We start from the raw sequence: 16,807 nt of genomic DNA, 5'->3' as shown, positions 1-16,807 counted from the left end.
AACATGACGATATTGAAAGAACGAATTGATCTCTTGCTTGTTGAGCAGGGATTTTATGAGAGCCGGGAGAAGGCCAAAGCTGCATTAATGGCCGGCCTCGTGCTAGTGGACGGGGAACGCATTGAAAAAAGCGGTACAAAGGTACCTCGTACGGCTACAATAACAGTGAAAGGCTCTGTTCACCCTTATGTAAGTAGGGGTGGCCTTAAGCTGGAAAAAGCACTGAAGCATTTTTCAATTGATATGCAAGGTCTGACAATGCTGGACATTGGCTCCTCTACGGGTGGTTTTACAGACTGTGCGTTGCAGCATGGCGCGTCTTATGTATATGCCATCGATGTCGGCTATAATCAGCTGGATTGGTCTCTGCGCCAAGACGAGCGTGTATGTGTGATGGAGCGAACCAATTTCCGTTATATGCAACCCGAGGATTTAAAGGGGCCAGCACCCGGATTTGCTACGATTGATGTGTCGTTTATCTCACTCCGCATTATTTTGCCTGCACTTAGCGGTTTAATTGGCAAGCATTCGGGTGTGATGGCGCTTATCAAACCGCAGTTTGAGGCCGGGCGGGAAAAGGTGGGCAAGCATGGAGTCGTTCGTGAGTCCTCTGTCCATGAGGAAGTTCTGACACAGGTACTCGGCTATGCTTCGGAGCTGGGTTACTCATTGCAGGGTCTGACTTTTTCACCGATTACGGGTGGAGAAGGCAACATTGAATTCTTGGCCTATTGGCACTGGCTGCCGGGCGGGGATGTCATTGCTCCCGACGCAATTCAGATTGCCACTGTGGTCAAGGAAGCAGCTGAGGCATTCTCCAGCGCCAAGAAATGAATAGAATGACAGAAACGATGCGAGAATAAAAACGCATCGTTTTTTTTTATTTTGGGTATAGCCATCCGGGCAACAATTTGGTACACTGATAGCGAAGCAAACAAGCGTTCGCTAACAAATGTTCTCAGGAACGAACGTTCGTTAGTGGATATACAGGATTTTTACAAACCCGTATCGAAGTGTATGGTACATCCATTCACGAAAGAGGCGGTGGGGAATGGGCAATTACAGCGACTGGTTTGTCATGATTGTGGTTGGCCTGCTGTTTGTCATTTGGGTTTACAAGCGCTTCTATACCTGGCTGCATGAGCCAGTGACCTCCCGGCTAGTATTGCTGGACGGGGGAGAGGAGCCGGATGCCTCAGATGAGAACGTTAGGCTGCTGGAAACCGCTGGCTATACCGTGAGCTCGGCCAGACACCGAATTCCGGTGAGCGTCGGGTTGGACGGAGAGCTGCTCGGCAGCAGGCTCTACATTGATTATGTCGCAGAGAAGGGCAGCGAGCTGTATCTGGTCAAGACGGCCAGAGATCGTATGCCCATGGACTGGACAGGCAGCGGCGTCAGAGATCGTCTTCTGGTCTACGCTCTCCTGGTACCCCACAGCGCCGGTATATTGTATGTGGACGCCAAGAACGGCGGCATCCGTACAATTACGTTTCATGTGAATGAATGACACCTACAGAACGGGGGAAGGGCATGAAGGGCTACAGGCATATCAAGATCAGGGAGCTGATCGCAAAGCATGATATCGAGACGCAGGACGCGCTGGTCGATATGCTGCGCAGCAGCGGGATGCAGGTTACTCAAGCGACAGTATCAAGAGATATCAAGGAATTGCAGTTAATTAAGGTGCCTACTGAATCAGGCGTTTACAAATATGCGATGCCACAGGAGCAACGCTCATTTCCAATTCACAAGCTGAAGCGCGCATTATTGGATCATTTCGTTCATATCGACTACACGGATCATCTGGTTGTAATGAAGAGTCTTCCAGGTACGGCTAATGCATTCGGATCTTTGATTGACAACATGGAATGGGAAGAAATAATGGGTACCATCTGCGGGGACGATACAATTCTAATTATTTGCCGCAAGATTGAGCATAGCAGTGAAGTTGTGGAGCGGATTCTCGCTTTGATGAATCATGAATCGTAAATTGTTTCTATAGTGAGAGTTCAAAAGGCTCAGTGGTCAGCACCGAGAAGATTGGAGGCAGGAGGAAATGAGGAGCGGAGCGTAGGTAAACCTACGTGAGCACCGGAAGTTCCGACTGCATTCAATATTCGACGTCGAATTTGCTACTTAGGTATACTTCGTGATCAACAGTGAGCTTTTTGAACAACCTTACAAGTAAAGGAGAGGTTAACATGCTTCGGGAATTGTCCATTCGAAATCTGGCCGTAATCGAGCACGTTGTCGTTGATTTTCACCAGGGCTTTCATGTCTTGACGGGAGAGACAGGCGCAGGCAAGTCTATTCTAATCGATGCGCTGGGGCTGGTGGCTGGCGGTCGTGGCTCGGCTGATATGGTGCGGCATGGATGCGATAAGGCAGAGATCGAAGCCATGTTTGACCTGCCTGAGGCTCATCCGGTATGGGAGGTCCTCTCTAATCAAGGCATTACGGGTGACCCATCTGAACTCCTCATCATCAGGCGCGAGGTTTCGGCGCATGGCAAGAGTGTCAGCAGAATTAATGGCCAGATTGTCAATCTGACGATGCTCAGAGAAGTTGGGGAATGTCTGATCAATCTGCACGGTCAGCATGAGCACCAGTCCCTTATCAAGACGGAGAAGCATCTGGAGTGGTTGGACCTCTATGCAGGAAATCCGCTGATGGAGAAGAAACGCCAATACCAGAACGCGTATCGCAAGCATCAGCAGATACGAACGAAGCTGAGAGAGCTTGAGGATAGCGCCCGTCAGAACATGCAGATGCTCGATCTCTATAAATTTCAAATAGAAGAGATTACGGCCGCTGCCTTGGTGATTGGGGAAGATGAATGTTTACTGGAAGACAAACGCAAACTAACGCATGCAGAGAAACGATTGGACCATGCAGCAGAAGCCTATTCGCTGCTGCAAGCTGCTGGGGGTCTGGAGTCTTTAGGTACGGCTCTAGCCCGCCTAGAAGACATCAGAGCCTATGACCACGCGGTACTGGATCCCTTGGTCGAACAGCTACAATCGGCTTTTTATCAGGCTGAGGATGCCGCATTCCAGCTTAGGAGCTATCGGGATAGTATTGAGGCGGATCCAGAGCGGTTATCCGAGATTGAAGAGCGGCTGGATCTGATTCATGCACTTAAACGCAAATATGGTGAAAGTATTCCCGAGATTCTATCTTACCTGGAGAAAATCACCGAGACGGCAGACAAACTGGAGAATCGCGATGAATATCTGCAGCAGCTTCGTTCGGAAGAACAGGCGGCTTATGATACAGCGATGTCCCAAGCCTTGACTCTATCCGGGCTGCGTCGCCATGCTGCGGTACGTTTGGCTGAAGCGATTGAAGCCGAACTCAAGCAGCTACAAATGGGGCGTACTTCGTTTCATGTCCATCTGGATCAGCTGCGTGTTGGTGAAACGGTGCGTCTGACTGCACAAGGTGCTGACGAAGCTGTCTTTATGATCGCTCCAAATCCGGGTGAACCGCCAAAACCTCTGAACAAGATCGCTTCCGGGGGCGAAATGTCACGGATCATGCTGGCCCTGAAAGCCATTTTCGCTGGCATTGATTTGGTACCTGTGCTTGTATTCGATGAAGTCGATACCGGGGTTAGTGGCCGCGCGGCACAGGCTATTGCCGAGAAAATGTCTGCCTTATCCAAGCGCTGCCAGGTTTTCTCGATCACGCATCTGCCACAAGTTGCTTGTATGGCAGATCATCATTATGAAATTTGCAAGAACATCATTGAAGAGCGCACTTCCACATCAGTGACGGAATTGCAGGTGGTTCGTCGTATCGAGGAATTGGCCAGAATGCTGGGGGGCGTCGAGATTACCGAAAAGACGCGGCATCATGCACAGGAAATGTTGGATCTTGCAATCCGGCAAAAAGGGGCTTAACGAAGCCATTTCGGGAATGTTTTGTGGGACATAAAAGGGTGTTGGCGGGGTTACCTTATAGGTACGCCATTGGCGGTGTCCGCATCGTCATGCGATGGAACCATAGGGAGCGTGAAATCATTGAACTCCAGTCAACGAAAGCGTTGGTTCGGTTTGGCATTGGCTCTCATCGTTTGCCTAATCGGACTTTCCTCCCCGTTTCAACATTTTGCATCTTTTCCGAATGAACTTCGCTTGTTTGCGGGCCAACTCCGGCAGCTTGATTACGCCATGCCTGTGCATGCCCAGCTTACGGTCGACCCGGATGTCGTCCGCGTCAATGGATCGAAGGATCGTTCCGTTCAAGTGAATTTGAACCAACCGCTTGCACTGGAGCCCCACGGGAGCGGTCAGACCCTTATGACCTTGAAATTATTCGGTAAGATTCCTTTCAAGACCGTCAAAGTCAATGTTGTTCCTGATCTCAAGGTCATCCCTGGAGGTCAGACGATTGGAGTCAAAGTGAAATCAGCTGGAATCATGGTTGTAGGTCACCATCAGGTTGCAGCTGCGGACCAGAAGCTATCGCCTGGCGAAGCAGCCGGAATTCAAGTAGGGGATCTTATTGTTAAAGTGAATGGGATTCATTTAAATGAAGTGGCTAAAGTTGCGGACGTTGTGAAGAAGGCCGGAACGGCTGGCAAACCGCTCGATCTTGTTATTAAGCGGAAAGGGCAGTTAATGAACAAACAATTGCTGCCTGTCTTTGATGTAGAGGATCAAGCCTGGCGACTTGGTCTATATATCCGGGACTCTGCTGCGGGAGTTGGCACGTTGACCTTCTATGCGCCTGATCAAGGGGTATATGGAGCATTAGGGCATGTCATTACGGATATGGAGACCCAATCGGCTATTGAAGTCGGAGACGGGGAAATCGTACAGTCCAATGTAACGTCCATTAACAAAAGTCAACATGGTGAACCGGGAGAGAAGCGGGCTCACTTTCTCAAAGGCAGTAAAGTGCTCGGGAACGTGAAGCGGAACACAGCCTTTGGTATCTTTGGACAGATGAGCGAACTGCCATCACACAGCTATGATGTCAAGCCGGTACCGATTGCTTTTGCTGAAGAGGTAAAGGAAGGACCTGCGGAGATTCTGACTGTGCTTGATGGTCAAAAGGTTGAGCGGTTCAAGATCGAAGTCGCTCATGTATCCAAACAGTCGTCTCCAGCAACCAAAGGTATGGTCATCAAAGTCGTCGATAAACAGCTGATTGAGAAAACAGGCGGGATTGTTCAAGGGATGTCTGGCAGTCCAATATTGCAGGACGGCAAATTGATTGGGGCAGTCACTCACGTGTTCGTCAATGACCCTACATCCGGGTATGGTTGCTTCATTGAATGGATGCTGCAAGACGCAGGCGTGCTTCTTGGTCCATCCACCTCCAAACTCAAGGCGAGCTAATAGCCCGCCTTGAGTTTGTTTTATATTCGCGCTTCATTGTCGAAAAAAAAGGAATCGAAACGAAAAAAGACGAGCCATGGAATAAAATATTTATTATAAAGCATTGCAAAAAAAAAATAAAGAAAAATAATTTTCGACAGAAGGAATTCAATCACAGGTGTCGAAAATGTGTAGTACGAGCAGAAGAAATTGGCATATTACACGCAGCCATATTCTGCGTTTATCTAACACTCATCCAGATTCACACCTTGTGGAAATCAGAACTTAAGGGAGGACCAACCATTGCAAAAAGTTGAAGTTCTATTGGCGGATGATAATCGGGAGTTTACAAATTTGTTATCAGAATATATTTCTGAGCAAAATGACATGGTGGTTACAGGTATTGCATACAACGGAGAAGAAGTATTGCGTCAATTAGAGGAGATGGAACAGGTACCTGATGTTCTCATTTTGGATATTATTATGCCCCATTTAGATGGACTTGGTGTATTGGAACGCCTGCGTGAGATGAATTTGCCGAGCATGCCCAAAATCATCATGCTGACAGCCTTTGGCCAAGAGAACATTACTCAAAAAGCAGTACAACTGGGCGCCTCCTATTACATCTTGAAACCGTTCGATATGGAAATCTTGGCTAACCGCATTCGTCAGTTGGTTGGCAACTCTTCCGTCACCTCCAGCTCTGGTTTCAGCACAAGCAGTGTACCTAAATCCAATGTCGTCCCTCTCGCAAAGGGAAAAAATCTGGATGCCAACATTACCAGCATTATTCATGAAATTGGCGTACCTGCTCACATTAAGGGGTACCAATATTTGCGGGAAGCCATCACCATGGTCTACAATAATATCGAAATTTTGGGTGCGATTACGAAAACCTTGTATCCAGCAATCGCCGAAAAATTCAAAACGACGCCATCCCGCGTCGAACGTGCCATTCGCCATGCTATCGAGGTGGCTTGGACGCGTGGCAATATCGACAGCATCAGCCACCTGTTTGGCTACACTATTAATATCAGTAAGTCGAAACCGACGAATTCTGAATTCATTGCCATGGTAGCTGATAAGCTGCGGATCGAGCATAAGGTGTCTTGAAAGGGCAAGGATTGACCTGTTAAGGTCAATAATAACCATTGAATGCCGCATCGCGCAGGCTTCCCGCCTTCGCGATGCGGCATTTTTTTTGGGCTTATTTGAAAATACGCTGGGCAAAATGATACAAATCCCGCTTCCAGACCTCCCAATCATGCCCGCCTGCTTCCTCAATCCATAGATGCGGAATCCCAATCTCCTCAAGATAATGATGGGTTCGGTCACTGATTGGCTTGAGCCGGTCATCCAATCCGCAAGAAATCCAGAGTAGCGAGAGATCCTCAACCAGACGCTCCGGTGATGAAATCAGTACCTCAGGCTCTCGTGTATTGGGTGCTGGTGAGAAGGCACCTACCCATGCAAATCGGTCGGTGTGCTGCAAGCCAATGTTCAATGCTTGCCCGCCACCCATTGATAAACCGGCAAGCGCACGATGCGCCGAGGTCGTATGAACAGGATAGGTAGATTCGATAAAGGGAATAAGATCCTGAAGCAAGTCGCTTTCAAACGTTTCAAAAGCTTGAAGCTTCGACGCCTCGAATAGATCGCCAGTTGCCCTGTCGTCTGTCATTGCCCGTCCATTGGGCATCACCACAATCATGGGCGACAGTGCGCCTCCGAGATGCAGATTGTCTAGAATCTGTTGTGGGCATCCATGGTCCATCCATTCTCGTTCGGTTCCTCCAATGCCGTGCAGCAAGTACAATACAGAATAAGAGGCTTGTTCTGAAAACCCTGGCGGTGTATACACAACTGCTTTACGTTTTATGCCTACGGTGGAAGAAGGATATTCAATAGGATTCAATGAACCGCGATGATTTGATTCCTTCGGCTGGTCGAAACCTTCCGGAGCTGTATTCCATTGCGCTTGAAGCTTCTCATTCATCGTGCATCCCCCTGATTCATTCATTTTGTCTATCGTAACTGGAGGAATGTACGGGAGCAACCTGTGAAAACATGGTTTTTTTTGAAACGATCTCATATGTGGTTACTGCCAAGTCTAACTTGTTGTATAGTAAAAGAAACCTGTCGCATGCATGCCTATAATTAACAAAGCTTTTTCTATACTTCCTAAAGTCAATCTCGATAAGAATTAAGTTATACTGATTGAAAGCGGTTACGACTGGGGGAGGGGACAACATGTTCAAAGTGGTGCTGGTTGATGATGAAATCTATGCCCGACAGGGTCTGAAGCAGTTTACCGATTGGAGAAAACATGGATTTGATATCGTTGCCGAGGCCGCCAACGGGGAAGAAGCACTTCATATTATCGAGCAGACCTCACCAGACTTGGTTGTCACCGATATCCGGATGCCGGAACTGGATGGCCTGCAGTTAATTCAAGCGGTCAAAGAACAGACGGCCGCCAAACCGATCTTCGTCATCGTTAGTGGTTATAACGATTTCAGATATGCTCAGCAAGCGGTAAGGTTCGGGGTGGAAGACTTTATTCTTAAACCTATTGATGAAGATGAAATGGAGCAGCTTCTTGCCAAATTAAATGCAGTGTTAACTAAGCAAAGTGAGGAGAACGCGGAACGGAGCCGGGTTCAGGCACAGTTTTATTTTGAGCAGCTGCTAAATGGAAGGATGCCGCCTGGCGTTGCCACAGAAGCGGAGGAAATTCTCCAGCTGCATGGGTCGCAGATGAGATATGTAGAAATAGAATTCAACAATTGCGATATGCTCACTGGTGTCACCTGTCATTCGGCAGAGGTACAGGATTTAATCTGCCGCCAATATGGCGCCGGAGACATCTACGTTCATAAACGCCGCTCCGGATTATATGCCCTGGTCATGAGCTTTTCTGAAGAGGAACTGATCAAATCGGGCTGGCAGTCCAGGCTGGTCAACTTCTATCACCGTCTAAGGGAAACATTTGGGGACCATGTCTATGTCTATGCGGGTGGAAGGGTTAGCGGGGCATCCGAGCTGCATGATTCTTATCGGAATACTGCTCAGATGAGGGCTTACAAATATGCCGTACCGGAACAGCAGCCATTTCTTTTTGAGGCGATGCAGAGCGTATCGTTACAGTATAGCGATCTAGAAGACCGGTTATTTCGCAAGTGGCTAGAAGCGATGGAGGAACAGGAGCTAGTGACGGCTACTGAACTGCTGGACTGTATTTTTGTGAGCTTTCGGGATCAACATTATGCCGAGTCGGCAGTCAATCGGGCAGTATCGAGAATGCTCTACGGCGTAGCCGGAATTGTAGAGGCGATGCAGGGGGACGTGCGAGAGGTACCCTCATTCCATGCAATGAATGAATGGGCACAGTCGCCCGTCACTTTGGATGGATTAAAGGTGATCGTTGTTCAGTTCATGGGAGAAAGCATCCGCTTAATCGGTGAGCTGCGTCGTGTAAATGGCAAGGGCAATATCCAAAAAATCCGACAGTATATAGAAACGCATTATAATGAGTCCATCAGTTTGAAGACCATTGCAGCTCAATTCTACATGAACCCTGTATATCTGGGTCAATTGTTCAAGAAAACGCAAGGCATGTATTTTAACGATTTTCTCCTGCTAACCCGGATGAGGGAAGCGAAGCGGCTGCTGCGACAAACGGAATTGCGCGTGTATGAAATTGCAGATCAAGTCGGATTCAGCAATGCTGATTATTTTGTCACCCAGTTCGAAAAAGTAGTTCATAAAACGCCAAGTGAATACCGTAATGAGCTACATGCCAAATCCTAAAAATCCGAACCAAGAGGAATGTGTATGATCAGACTAAGCCTAAACCACGTCAAGCTGCGCGATAAAATGCTGCTTATCTATTTTCTCTGTGTGCTGATCCCCATTGTATTGACCAATGTGATCTTCTACCAAGTTATCTCCAATAATGTTAAAGCCCAGCGAATGCAGGATTTGGCTCTGACAGCAGAAAAGGTAGCCAACGATCTCCGTGACCAATTCGAGATTGCGATTGGTATCTCCGAAGTGCTGAATACCGACTATTTTCTCAATGAAAGCTTGGAGCGTCAGTACTTGACGGATAATGAATATGTGGACAGCTATAACACCAACGTCTTCTGGATTCTGAACAAGTATAGTCCGGCTTATAATTCGATCAAGCAGATCCGGCTATACACGGACAACCCGACCATTATCGGCGGTGGATACGTCTTGCCCATTACCGAACAAGTGAAGCAGAGTACATGGTACCGTCAATTAAACAGTTCCAGCCATGCCATCATTGTCCGTCATTTGGAACAGGGCGCCTTTGGTGTTGAGAACAATTATAGCATTGTGCGCAAATTAAATTACTTGGGCAATTTTGAACGCTGGAGTAAAATCGTCAAAATCGACATCCATCAGAATGCAATCCGTCAAGCTGTCGGTTCTGCGACCCTTGATGGTGACGTCTATCTGCTGAACGAGGATAACGTAATTCAATATACGGACCGTAGCGACCTGGAGTGGATGACCCAACCGGTCGCTTTTGAGCCTTCTTTACTTGCTGAAGATGTGATTACCTTTACGCATCCCGCCGGAGTCAACAATTTGGGCAACTGGTCAATTGTACTCGCGGTCGCCGAATATTCGGTGCTGGAGGAAGTGAGTAAATCCAAATCGTTTGTGCTGTACTTGGCTATCTCTAATTTATTGGTGACCACACTCGTCATTATCTGGATTACCCACTCGCTAAGTACGCGTTTGGTGCGCTTGGTCCGGCATGTCAAGCAGGTGAAGCACGGGTCGTTCGAAACGGTTGCGCATGGGGATCATCGTGACGAAATCGGACAGCTGACAAGTGAGTTCAACCGGATGACCAGACAGATTGGAACACTGATTGATGACGTCTATGTCGCTGATATTCAGAAGAAGGATCTGGAGCTCAAACGTAATCAAGCTCAGCTGCACGCGCTGCAAAGCCAAATCAACCCGCACTTTTTGTTTAATGCGCTGGCAACAATTAGAACAAGAAGCCTGATGAAAGAAGAGCATGAGACCGCCCGGATCATTCATAATATGGCGAAAATTTTCCGCAAATCGCTCCAATGGAATCAGGATTGGGTGTCCATTAAAGAAGAAATGGATCTGGTGCTATGCTTTTTGGAAATCCAAGTGTACCGGTTTGGAGACAAGCTGGAGTATGATCTGAAGGTTGATGCATCAGCTGAAATGTGTAAAATTCCGAAGATGGTTCTGCAGACTCTTGTTGAAAATGCAAGCATTCACGGAATCGAACCAAAGAAACAGGCGGGGCGGATCGAAATATCCATTGCACGCTCCGAAGGATTTCTGTTGTGCACGGTCAAGGATAACGGTGTTGGAATGAAAGAAACCCGGCTGCAGGAACTCATGCGGTCGCTTCATACCGGCGAAGAAATTGGAGACAACGTTGGACTGAAGAATTTATACTACCGTCTTCAGATGCATTATGGGGACCGTGCTTCGTTCGAAATGAGCAGCGAACCGTGCGAAGGCACGGAAGTGAGACTGAAATTACCGGATATACCTCCAGATAACGACTAACATATTTGTTTTTTTAAGTAAGGCATATAGTTTATCGGGTGCCCTGAAAATGGCTTTCAAATTATACTGAAAGTGCTTACAAATAATATAGGAATTCGAAAGGGGATTGCAAAACCAATGAACAAAAGATGGTTGATGCTGACGCTGGCCGGTATGATGATCGCCACAGCCTGCAGCAACGGCAACGATGGCAACGGCAACCCGCCGGCTGCTGGAGTTGACACCCCAGATAACGGTGAAAAGCAGGTAGAGAAAGCTTCCTTCACCATATTTAATGCGGCTGGTGCAGCAAAGGATGTCAATACGAATGAAACGACGATCGGTAAAATTCTTGAAGAACAAACAGGGGTTAACTTCCGACTAGAGCATCTCGTTGGGGATATTAATACAAAGATCGGCACGATGATTGCTTCCAATGAGTATCCGGATGTTCTCATCCCGGATGCCGCGATCGATAAAATTTTGGATGCAGGGGCCTTTATTCCATTGAATGATCTGATTGAGGAGCATGGACCGAACATCCAACGCGTCTATGGCCCATACTTTAATCAGATGACAGCGGAAGATGGCAATATTTATTTCCTTCCCTTCTCTAACCTAGTGAATGAATTTGTGCCGGATCCTAATATTAACCAAGGCGCCTTCTGGGTCCAACGCCGGGTTCTGAAAGAAGCTGGTTACCCAGAAATTCGCAAATTGGACGATTACTTCGATCTGCTTAGAGATTTTCGGGCCAAGCACTCCGGTGAAGATCTGACAGGATTTGTAGCCCTGACGCATGATTGGCGTTTCTTTGCCACTTCGAATCCGCCAATGCACTTGGAAGGCTATCCAAATGACGGCAATGTCATTGTTGATATGGATACACATGAAGCTAAAGTCTATGCAGCTACTGATTCCACGAAGCGCTGGCTGAAGGCGCTCAATGATCTGAACGCAGAAGGCATGTTCGACAAAGCTTCGTTCGTAGACAACTACGATCAATACCTGGCTAAACTGACATCCGGCAAAGTCCTCGGATTCTTCGACTACGGCTGGCAGATTGGCAATGCCACTAATGCACTGAGGGATGCTGCTATTGCCGATCCATCGCAGGATGATTACCGTTACTTCCCGCTTCCGGTAACCTTCGATGGTCAAAAAGACCAATACCTGGACCCTCCAGGCTTTGTTAAAAACAGAGGCATCGGGATTACGGTAAGTGCACAAAATCCCGAGCGCATCATTCAATATTTCGATAATCTGTTGACGGATGAGAACCAGGCTCTTGTCATGTGGGGTATTGAAGGCGAGACGTACGAACGCAATGAGGAAGGCCGTATGTATCGCACAGAGGAGCAAATCAACAAAATCGACGAAGCGTTTAATGAATCGTTCGGATTTAAATATTACAGCTGGAACTGGCCGCGTTACGGCGGCGGCTCGACCTTTGCCGATGGCAACTCGCTTGGACCTGGTGAACAGCCAGAGGTATTCCAAATGAGTCTGACGGAAGGCGACAAGAAAATTCTTGAGGAATATGGAGTCCAAACGTATGCTGAAATGTTCGCGGCTCCGGACGACCGTCCTTGGTTCCCTGCTTGGGGCATTCCAAAAGAGCAAGGCTCTCCGCAACAGCTCTGGGAGACACAGCGTGAGGAGCTGACGAAGAAATACTTCCCTCGACTGGTACTCTCGACACCAGCAGAATTTGAGGCGATCTGGACAGAGTATACGACCGAATTCGGCAAGCTGGACACTGAAGCGTATGAGCAATGGACGACGGAAGAAGTTAAAAAGCTGATCGAACAGAATGGATAGGCAATTGTAAAGAGAGGACGGGCAGGCGGCCGCAGGTCGCCTGACACCGTACCTTGGCGAATCAAGCCGGAAGGAGTAGATTGAAGTGGAGAATACCCCTGTGGGAACGTCACCCCTAAAGACGGCGGCAGGAAAACCGGCTGGGTTTTGGACCAAACTGTTTCGGCAGCGTTCCCTGGTTTACATGTCCATTCCTTTTCTCATTTGGTTGTTTGTGTTTAAATATGTGCCCCTGTGGGGCTGGACGATTGCATTTCAGGATTTTAAGCCGGCCAGAGGTCTCTTTGATCAACAATGGGCCGGGCTTAAACACTTCGAGTTTCTGTTTCAGGATGAACGCTTCCTACGCGTCCTTCGCAACACACTAGCGATGAGTTTTATTAACCTCGTGCTTGGTTTTGTGACAGCGATCGGTTTGGCGCTGTTGCTCAATGAAGTCCGACATATCGTGTATAAAAGGGTCGTTCAAACGGTCAGTTACCTGCCTCACTTTATCTCTTGGGTAGTAGCCGCAAGTCTTGTCCAATCGACTCTGTCGCCTGACGGAACGATTAACCAGCTGCTCCTCTGGGCGGGCATCATCGACAAAGGCAACGAAATCCTGTTTCTCGGGATTGGCGAATACTTCTGGGGATTATTCGGTGCTGCATCGGTATGGAAGGATGTTGGGTGGAATACCATTGTCTACCTGGCAGCGATGACTATGATCGATCCAGCCCAATATGAGGCTGCTGAAATAGATGGCGCGTCACGACTGCAACGCATTTGGTATATTACGTTGCCAGGCATCAAGCCTGTCATTATTGTTTTGCTGATTATGCAGATTGGTTATCTGCTGGAGGCTGGCTTTGAGCCGCAATATTTGCTGGGGAACGGAATGAATGTCGATTATTCCGAGGTTATTGATATCTTCGTTCTGAAGTACGGGATTGCGCAAGGCAACTTCTCGCTCTCGGTAGCAGCGGGCATGTTCAAGACCGTCGTCAGCTTCGTCCTGCTGTTCGCCGCCAACCATCTAGCCAAGCGAATGGGAGAAGCGCGGTTGTTCTAACCAGAGAAAGGAGGCCAGCACTATGTCTGCTGCATCAACTAGCAAGGCGAAAAAGACGTTCCGCAGATATTCCTCGCGGGAAGACCGTATTTTTGACATCTGCAACTATACATTTCTGTTCATCTTGATGCTTGTTACGCTGTACCCATTTATCAACACGCTGGCTGTTTCCCTTAACCAGGCGACGGACTCGATCCGGGGCGGCATCACCGTCTTCCCCCGGGCGTTCACGTTTGATAACTATGCTTATATTTTCAAAGAAAATAGCGTTATGCACGCCACCATGATATCTGTGCTGCGCAGTGTAATCGGAACCGTTCTAACCGTGTTCTGTTCGGCTATGGTGGCCTACACCATGAGCCGGCAGGAATATGTGCTTCGCAAATTTGTAACGATTGCTTTTATTCTCACCATGTATTTCAATGGCGGATTGATTCCGAATTACCTGTTGATTCGCGAGCTGAATCTGATTGGCACCTTCTCGGTGTATATCATTCCTGGACTGATCGGTGTATTCAATCTGATTATTATCCGTTCCTTCATCGACGGCTTGCCAGAGAGTATCATCGAGTCAGCCCGCATCGACGGCGCGGGGGAATATACGACCTTTATGCGCATCATCCTGCCGTTATGTGTGCCGGTGCTTGCAACCGTAGCACTGTTCACCGCGGTCTACCAATGGAATTCCTGGTTTGATGTGTTCCTGTACAATTCCTCTTATCCTAATTTGAGTACACTGCAATACGAGCTGCAGAAGATTCTGCAGAATTCCAATGCTTCGATGACGAGCCGCACGGCAGCCGATGCTTTTGCAAGCTCGGGCAACGTCCATGCCAACACGGTGACTCCACTCTCGATTCGGGCCACCATGACCATTGTAGCCAGTGTACCCATCATTATGGTGTATCCGTTTCTACAGAAGTATTTTGTAAAGGGTATGATGGTAGGCGGGGTCAAAGGCTGATCCTGACAAATCCAGACAAAAGAACCCCGTTGACTGGGCTGCCAGGTAGGGTATACTGTACTCAACCAAGATAGTTGCCCGTCCACACACTTATATCAGCACACACGAATAATGGATGGCTCCGTCATGGAGCCATCCATTTGTATGTTGTACGTATGCTATGAAGATTGATCCGGCCTCGGTGGGCGTGGTCGCTTGGGCTTGAAGCGGGATGACAGGTAGTTGCGCTTGCGGTCGCGGAAGAAAATCCAGCCACCGATAAAAGCAATCCCTGCCAAAAATAAAATGGCGCCTATGATGAATCGGATCCAACCAAAAGACGGATTAATCAGATCATTACCAAAAGCTGAAAAGTAATCAAAAATTGCATTTTTCATAGCTAAGAATCCATACGTTGCTGCGACACCGGGAATGGCGAGCAGCAATACCGCAATAAAACGCGATATTAACAATCTCATTTCCGTTCCTCCTCCAACAAAACTGCCAAGCAGCAGCTAGCACTATCATAACCCGATTGCCCTGTTCCTGTCCAATGAAGACGTTTTGCTTGCCTCTCTGAAAACAGGTACAATAGAAAAGAATGATAGCCGTAGGTTGAATGTGGAGGCGTGATACATGACGATAGAGGTAGACATTGCTATATTGGGTGGCGGACCTGCCGGATATACGGCTGCCATCCGTGCTGCTCAGCTGGGAAAGCGAGTAGTGGTTGTAGAGATGGGACGATTAGGCGGCACGTGTCTTCATCAGGGCTGCATCCCTAGCAAATCGTTGCTTCGCAGCGCAGAAGTATATCAGACGGTCAGACAAGCGGAGCGCTATGGCATCCATGTGTCTGCCGATCGTATAGAATTGGATTATACCCGTGTGTCGGCCCGCAAGCAGGAGACGGTCGACCAGTTGCATAGAGGCTTGCAGTCCTTGATGCGCAAGCATGAAATCCCCATTATTCAGGGCAAGGGAAGAGTGATCGGCCCTTCGATCTTCTCCCCGCGCAGCGGCTCGCTCGCGGTTGAGCTTGAGGATGGAGAGATGGAGACGGTCGTGTCCAAGCATCTGATTCTGGCTACAGGATCGAAGCCCCGCCGCTTGAAGGGGCTGGAGCCGGATGGACACAAGGTCATGAGCAGTGATGATGCAATCGTCATGAAGGAGCTGCCGCGCTCATTGCTCATTATTGGCGGCGGGGTCATCGGTGTTGAATGGGCCTCCATGATGAGCGATTTTGGCGTAGATGTCACCTTGATTGAGGCAGCATCCCGATTACTGCCCGGGGAAGACGCCGAAGTGTCGGCAGAGGCGGACAAGCTGCTGCAGCGGCGAGGCGTCCGCGTGCTGACAGGCATTACGATCGATCTGTCCACCTTCAAGACCACAGAGGAGCAGGTCAGTATCCAGGTTGACACAGAGGCTGGCCGCGTCCAGCTGGAGGCTGAACGTGTACTCGTATCTGTTGGTAGAGATGCCAGAGTACAGGGAATCGGTCTGGAGAATACCGACGTGCGGACGGAAGGCGGCGTTATTCCTGTCAATAGCATGATGCAGACATCGGAGCCGCATATTTATGCTGTCGGCGATGTTAATGGCGGGTTGCAGCTTGCACACGCAGCAGCTCATGAAGCCATTATTGCCGTGGAACATATTTGTGGACTCGCGCCGCAGCCTCTGGAGGCACACCGTGTTCCGAGGGCCATCTATAGCCGTCCGGAGATTGCCTCTATTGGATACACAGAGTATGAGGTCGCCAAACGAGGCTACGAAATCAAGACAGGGAAGATCCCGTTTGCTGCCATTGGCAAGGCATGGGTCCGCGGCGAGACAGAGGGGTTCGTCAAGGTGATTGCAGACCGGGCTACAGGTGATATCCTGGGTGTACATATTATCGGTCCGGGCGCAACCGACATGATCTCAGAGGCGGCACTCGCGCAATTGCTTAATGCAACGCCTTGGGAAGCTTCCCAAGCCATCCGCCCTCATCCGTCTTTATCGGAAGCACTAGGCGAAGCGATGTTGGCCGTAGACGGCCATGCCTTGGCATATTAAGTATCTTTTTTGCCGGGGAAGGTTTATAAT

Annotated in this window: 14 protein-coding genes; 12 read left to right on the top strand and 2 right to left on the bottom strand. The window is 48.7% G+C overall.

Annotated features, from left to right (window positions below; genetic code table 11):
• Positions 1-3 precede the first annotated feature (3 nt).
• The 6 genes from F556_RS0109865 to spo0A all read left to right on the top strand — a co-directional run bounded on the left by F556_RS0109865 (position 4) and on the right by spo0A (position 6,440).
• Positions 4-834 carry a TlyA family RNA methyltransferase gene (locus tag F556_RS0109865; protein WP_020616779.1) on the top strand — a complete coding sequence of 277 codons (831 nt, stop codon included), beginning with the start codon at positions 4-6 and terminating at the stop codon, positions 832-834.
• Positions 835-1,051: 217 nt separating this feature from the next.
• Complete coding sequence (locus tag F556_RS0109860) at positions 1,052-1,510, top strand: hypothetical protein (protein ID WP_020616778.1); 459 nt, start codon at positions 1,052-1,054, stop codon at positions 1,508-1,510.
• Between the two features lie 23 nt (positions 1,511-1,533).
• On the top strand, positions 1,534-1,992 hold the full coding sequence (gene ahrC, locus F556_RS0109855; RefSeq protein ID WP_020616777.1) for a transcriptional regulator AhrC/ArgR: 459 nt from the start codon (positions 1,534-1,536) through the stop codon (positions 1,990-1,992).
• A 212-nt stretch (positions 1,993-2,204) separates the two neighbouring features.
• Entirely contained in the window at positions 2,205-3,905 is a 1,701-nt protein-coding gene (recN, locus tag F556_RS0109850) for a DNA repair protein RecN (RefSeq protein WP_020616776.1), read from the top strand.
• Positions 3,906-4,025: 120 nt separating this feature from the next.
• Entirely contained in the window at positions 4,026-5,348 is a 1,323-nt protein-coding gene (gene spoIVB / locus F556_RS0109845) for a SpoIVB peptidase (protein WP_026297212.1), read from the top strand.
• A 282-nt stretch (positions 5,349-5,630) separates the two neighbouring features.
• Entirely contained in the window at positions 5,631-6,440 is an 810-nt protein-coding gene (spo0A, locus tag F556_RS0109840; RefSeq protein ID WP_020616774.1) for a sporulation transcription factor Spo0A, read from the top strand.
• Positions 6,441-6,534: 94 nt separating this feature from the next.
• Here spo0A and F556_RS0109835 read toward each other — a convergent pair whose 3' ends face one another.
• The gene (locus F556_RS0109835) at positions 6,535-7,323 is read right to left on the bottom strand and encodes an alpha/beta hydrolase (RefSeq protein WP_020616773.1); all 789 of its coding nucleotides are present in this window, start codon (positions 7,321-7,323) and stop codon (positions 6,535-6,537) included.
• Between the two features lie 254 nt (positions 7,324-7,577).
• Between F556_RS0109835 and F556_RS0109830 the strand changes: the two genes are divergently transcribed.
• The 5 genes from F556_RS0109830 (at position 7,578) to F556_RS0109810 (ending at position 14,734) form a co-directional block, all read left to right on the top strand.
• Positions 7,578-9,137: a response regulator transcription factor gene (locus F556_RS0109830; protein ID WP_020616772.1), complete on the top strand. Its 1,560-nt coding sequence runs from the start codon at positions 7,578-7,580 to the stop codon at positions 9,135-9,137.
• A gap of 24 nt (positions 9,138-9,161) precedes the next feature.
• The gene (locus tag F556_RS0109825; RefSeq protein ID WP_020616771.1) at positions 9,162-10,919 is read left to right on the top strand and encodes a sensor histidine kinase; all 1,758 of its coding nucleotides are present in this window, start codon (positions 9,162-9,164) and stop codon (positions 10,917-10,919) included.
• 117 nt (positions 10,920-11,036) lie between these two features.
• Positions 11,037-12,719 carry an extracellular solute-binding protein gene (locus tag F556_RS0109820; protein ID WP_020616770.1) on the top strand — a complete coding sequence of 561 codons (1,683 nt, stop codon included), beginning with the start codon at positions 11,037-11,039 and terminating at the stop codon, positions 12,717-12,719.
• A gap of 100 nt (positions 12,720-12,819) precedes the next feature.
• Complete coding sequence (locus F556_RS0109815; RefSeq protein WP_026297210.1) at positions 12,820-13,770, top strand: ABC transporter permease; 951 nt, start codon at positions 12,820-12,822, stop codon at positions 13,768-13,770.
• Positions 13,771-13,792: 22 nt separating this feature from the next.
• Positions 13,793-14,734 carry a carbohydrate ABC transporter permease gene (locus tag F556_RS0109810; RefSeq protein WP_020616768.1) on the top strand — a complete coding sequence of 314 codons (942 nt, stop codon included), beginning with the start codon at positions 13,793-13,795 and terminating at the stop codon, positions 14,732-14,734.
• Positions 14,735-14,892: 158 nt separating this feature from the next.
• Here the strand turns inward: F556_RS0109810 and F556_RS0109805 are convergent, their stop codons facing one another.
• A complete protein-coding gene (locus F556_RS0109805) occupies positions 14,893-15,192 on the bottom strand; it encodes a DUF2627 domain-containing protein (protein WP_020616767.1) in 300 nt (99 codons plus the stop codon).
• A gap of 157 nt (positions 15,193-15,349) precedes the next feature.
• Here F556_RS0109805 and lpdA point away from each other — a divergent pair, with 157 nt between their 5' ends.
• A complete protein-coding gene (gene lpdA, locus F556_RS0109800) occupies positions 15,350-16,777 on the top strand; it encodes a dihydrolipoyl dehydrogenase (protein WP_020616766.1) in 1,428 nt (475 codons plus the stop codon).
• Positions 16,778-16,807: the final 30 nt, after the last annotated feature.

Source organism: Paenibacillus daejeonensis DSM 15491 (assembly GCF_000378385.1).
In the GTDB taxonomy this organism is placed as follows: domain Bacteria; phylum Bacillota; class Bacilli; order Paenibacillales; family Paenibacillaceae; genus Paenibacillus_D; species Paenibacillus_D daejeonensis.
Note: the sequence above shows the minus strand (reverse complement) of the source record. Positions and strands in the feature narration are given on the sequence as shown.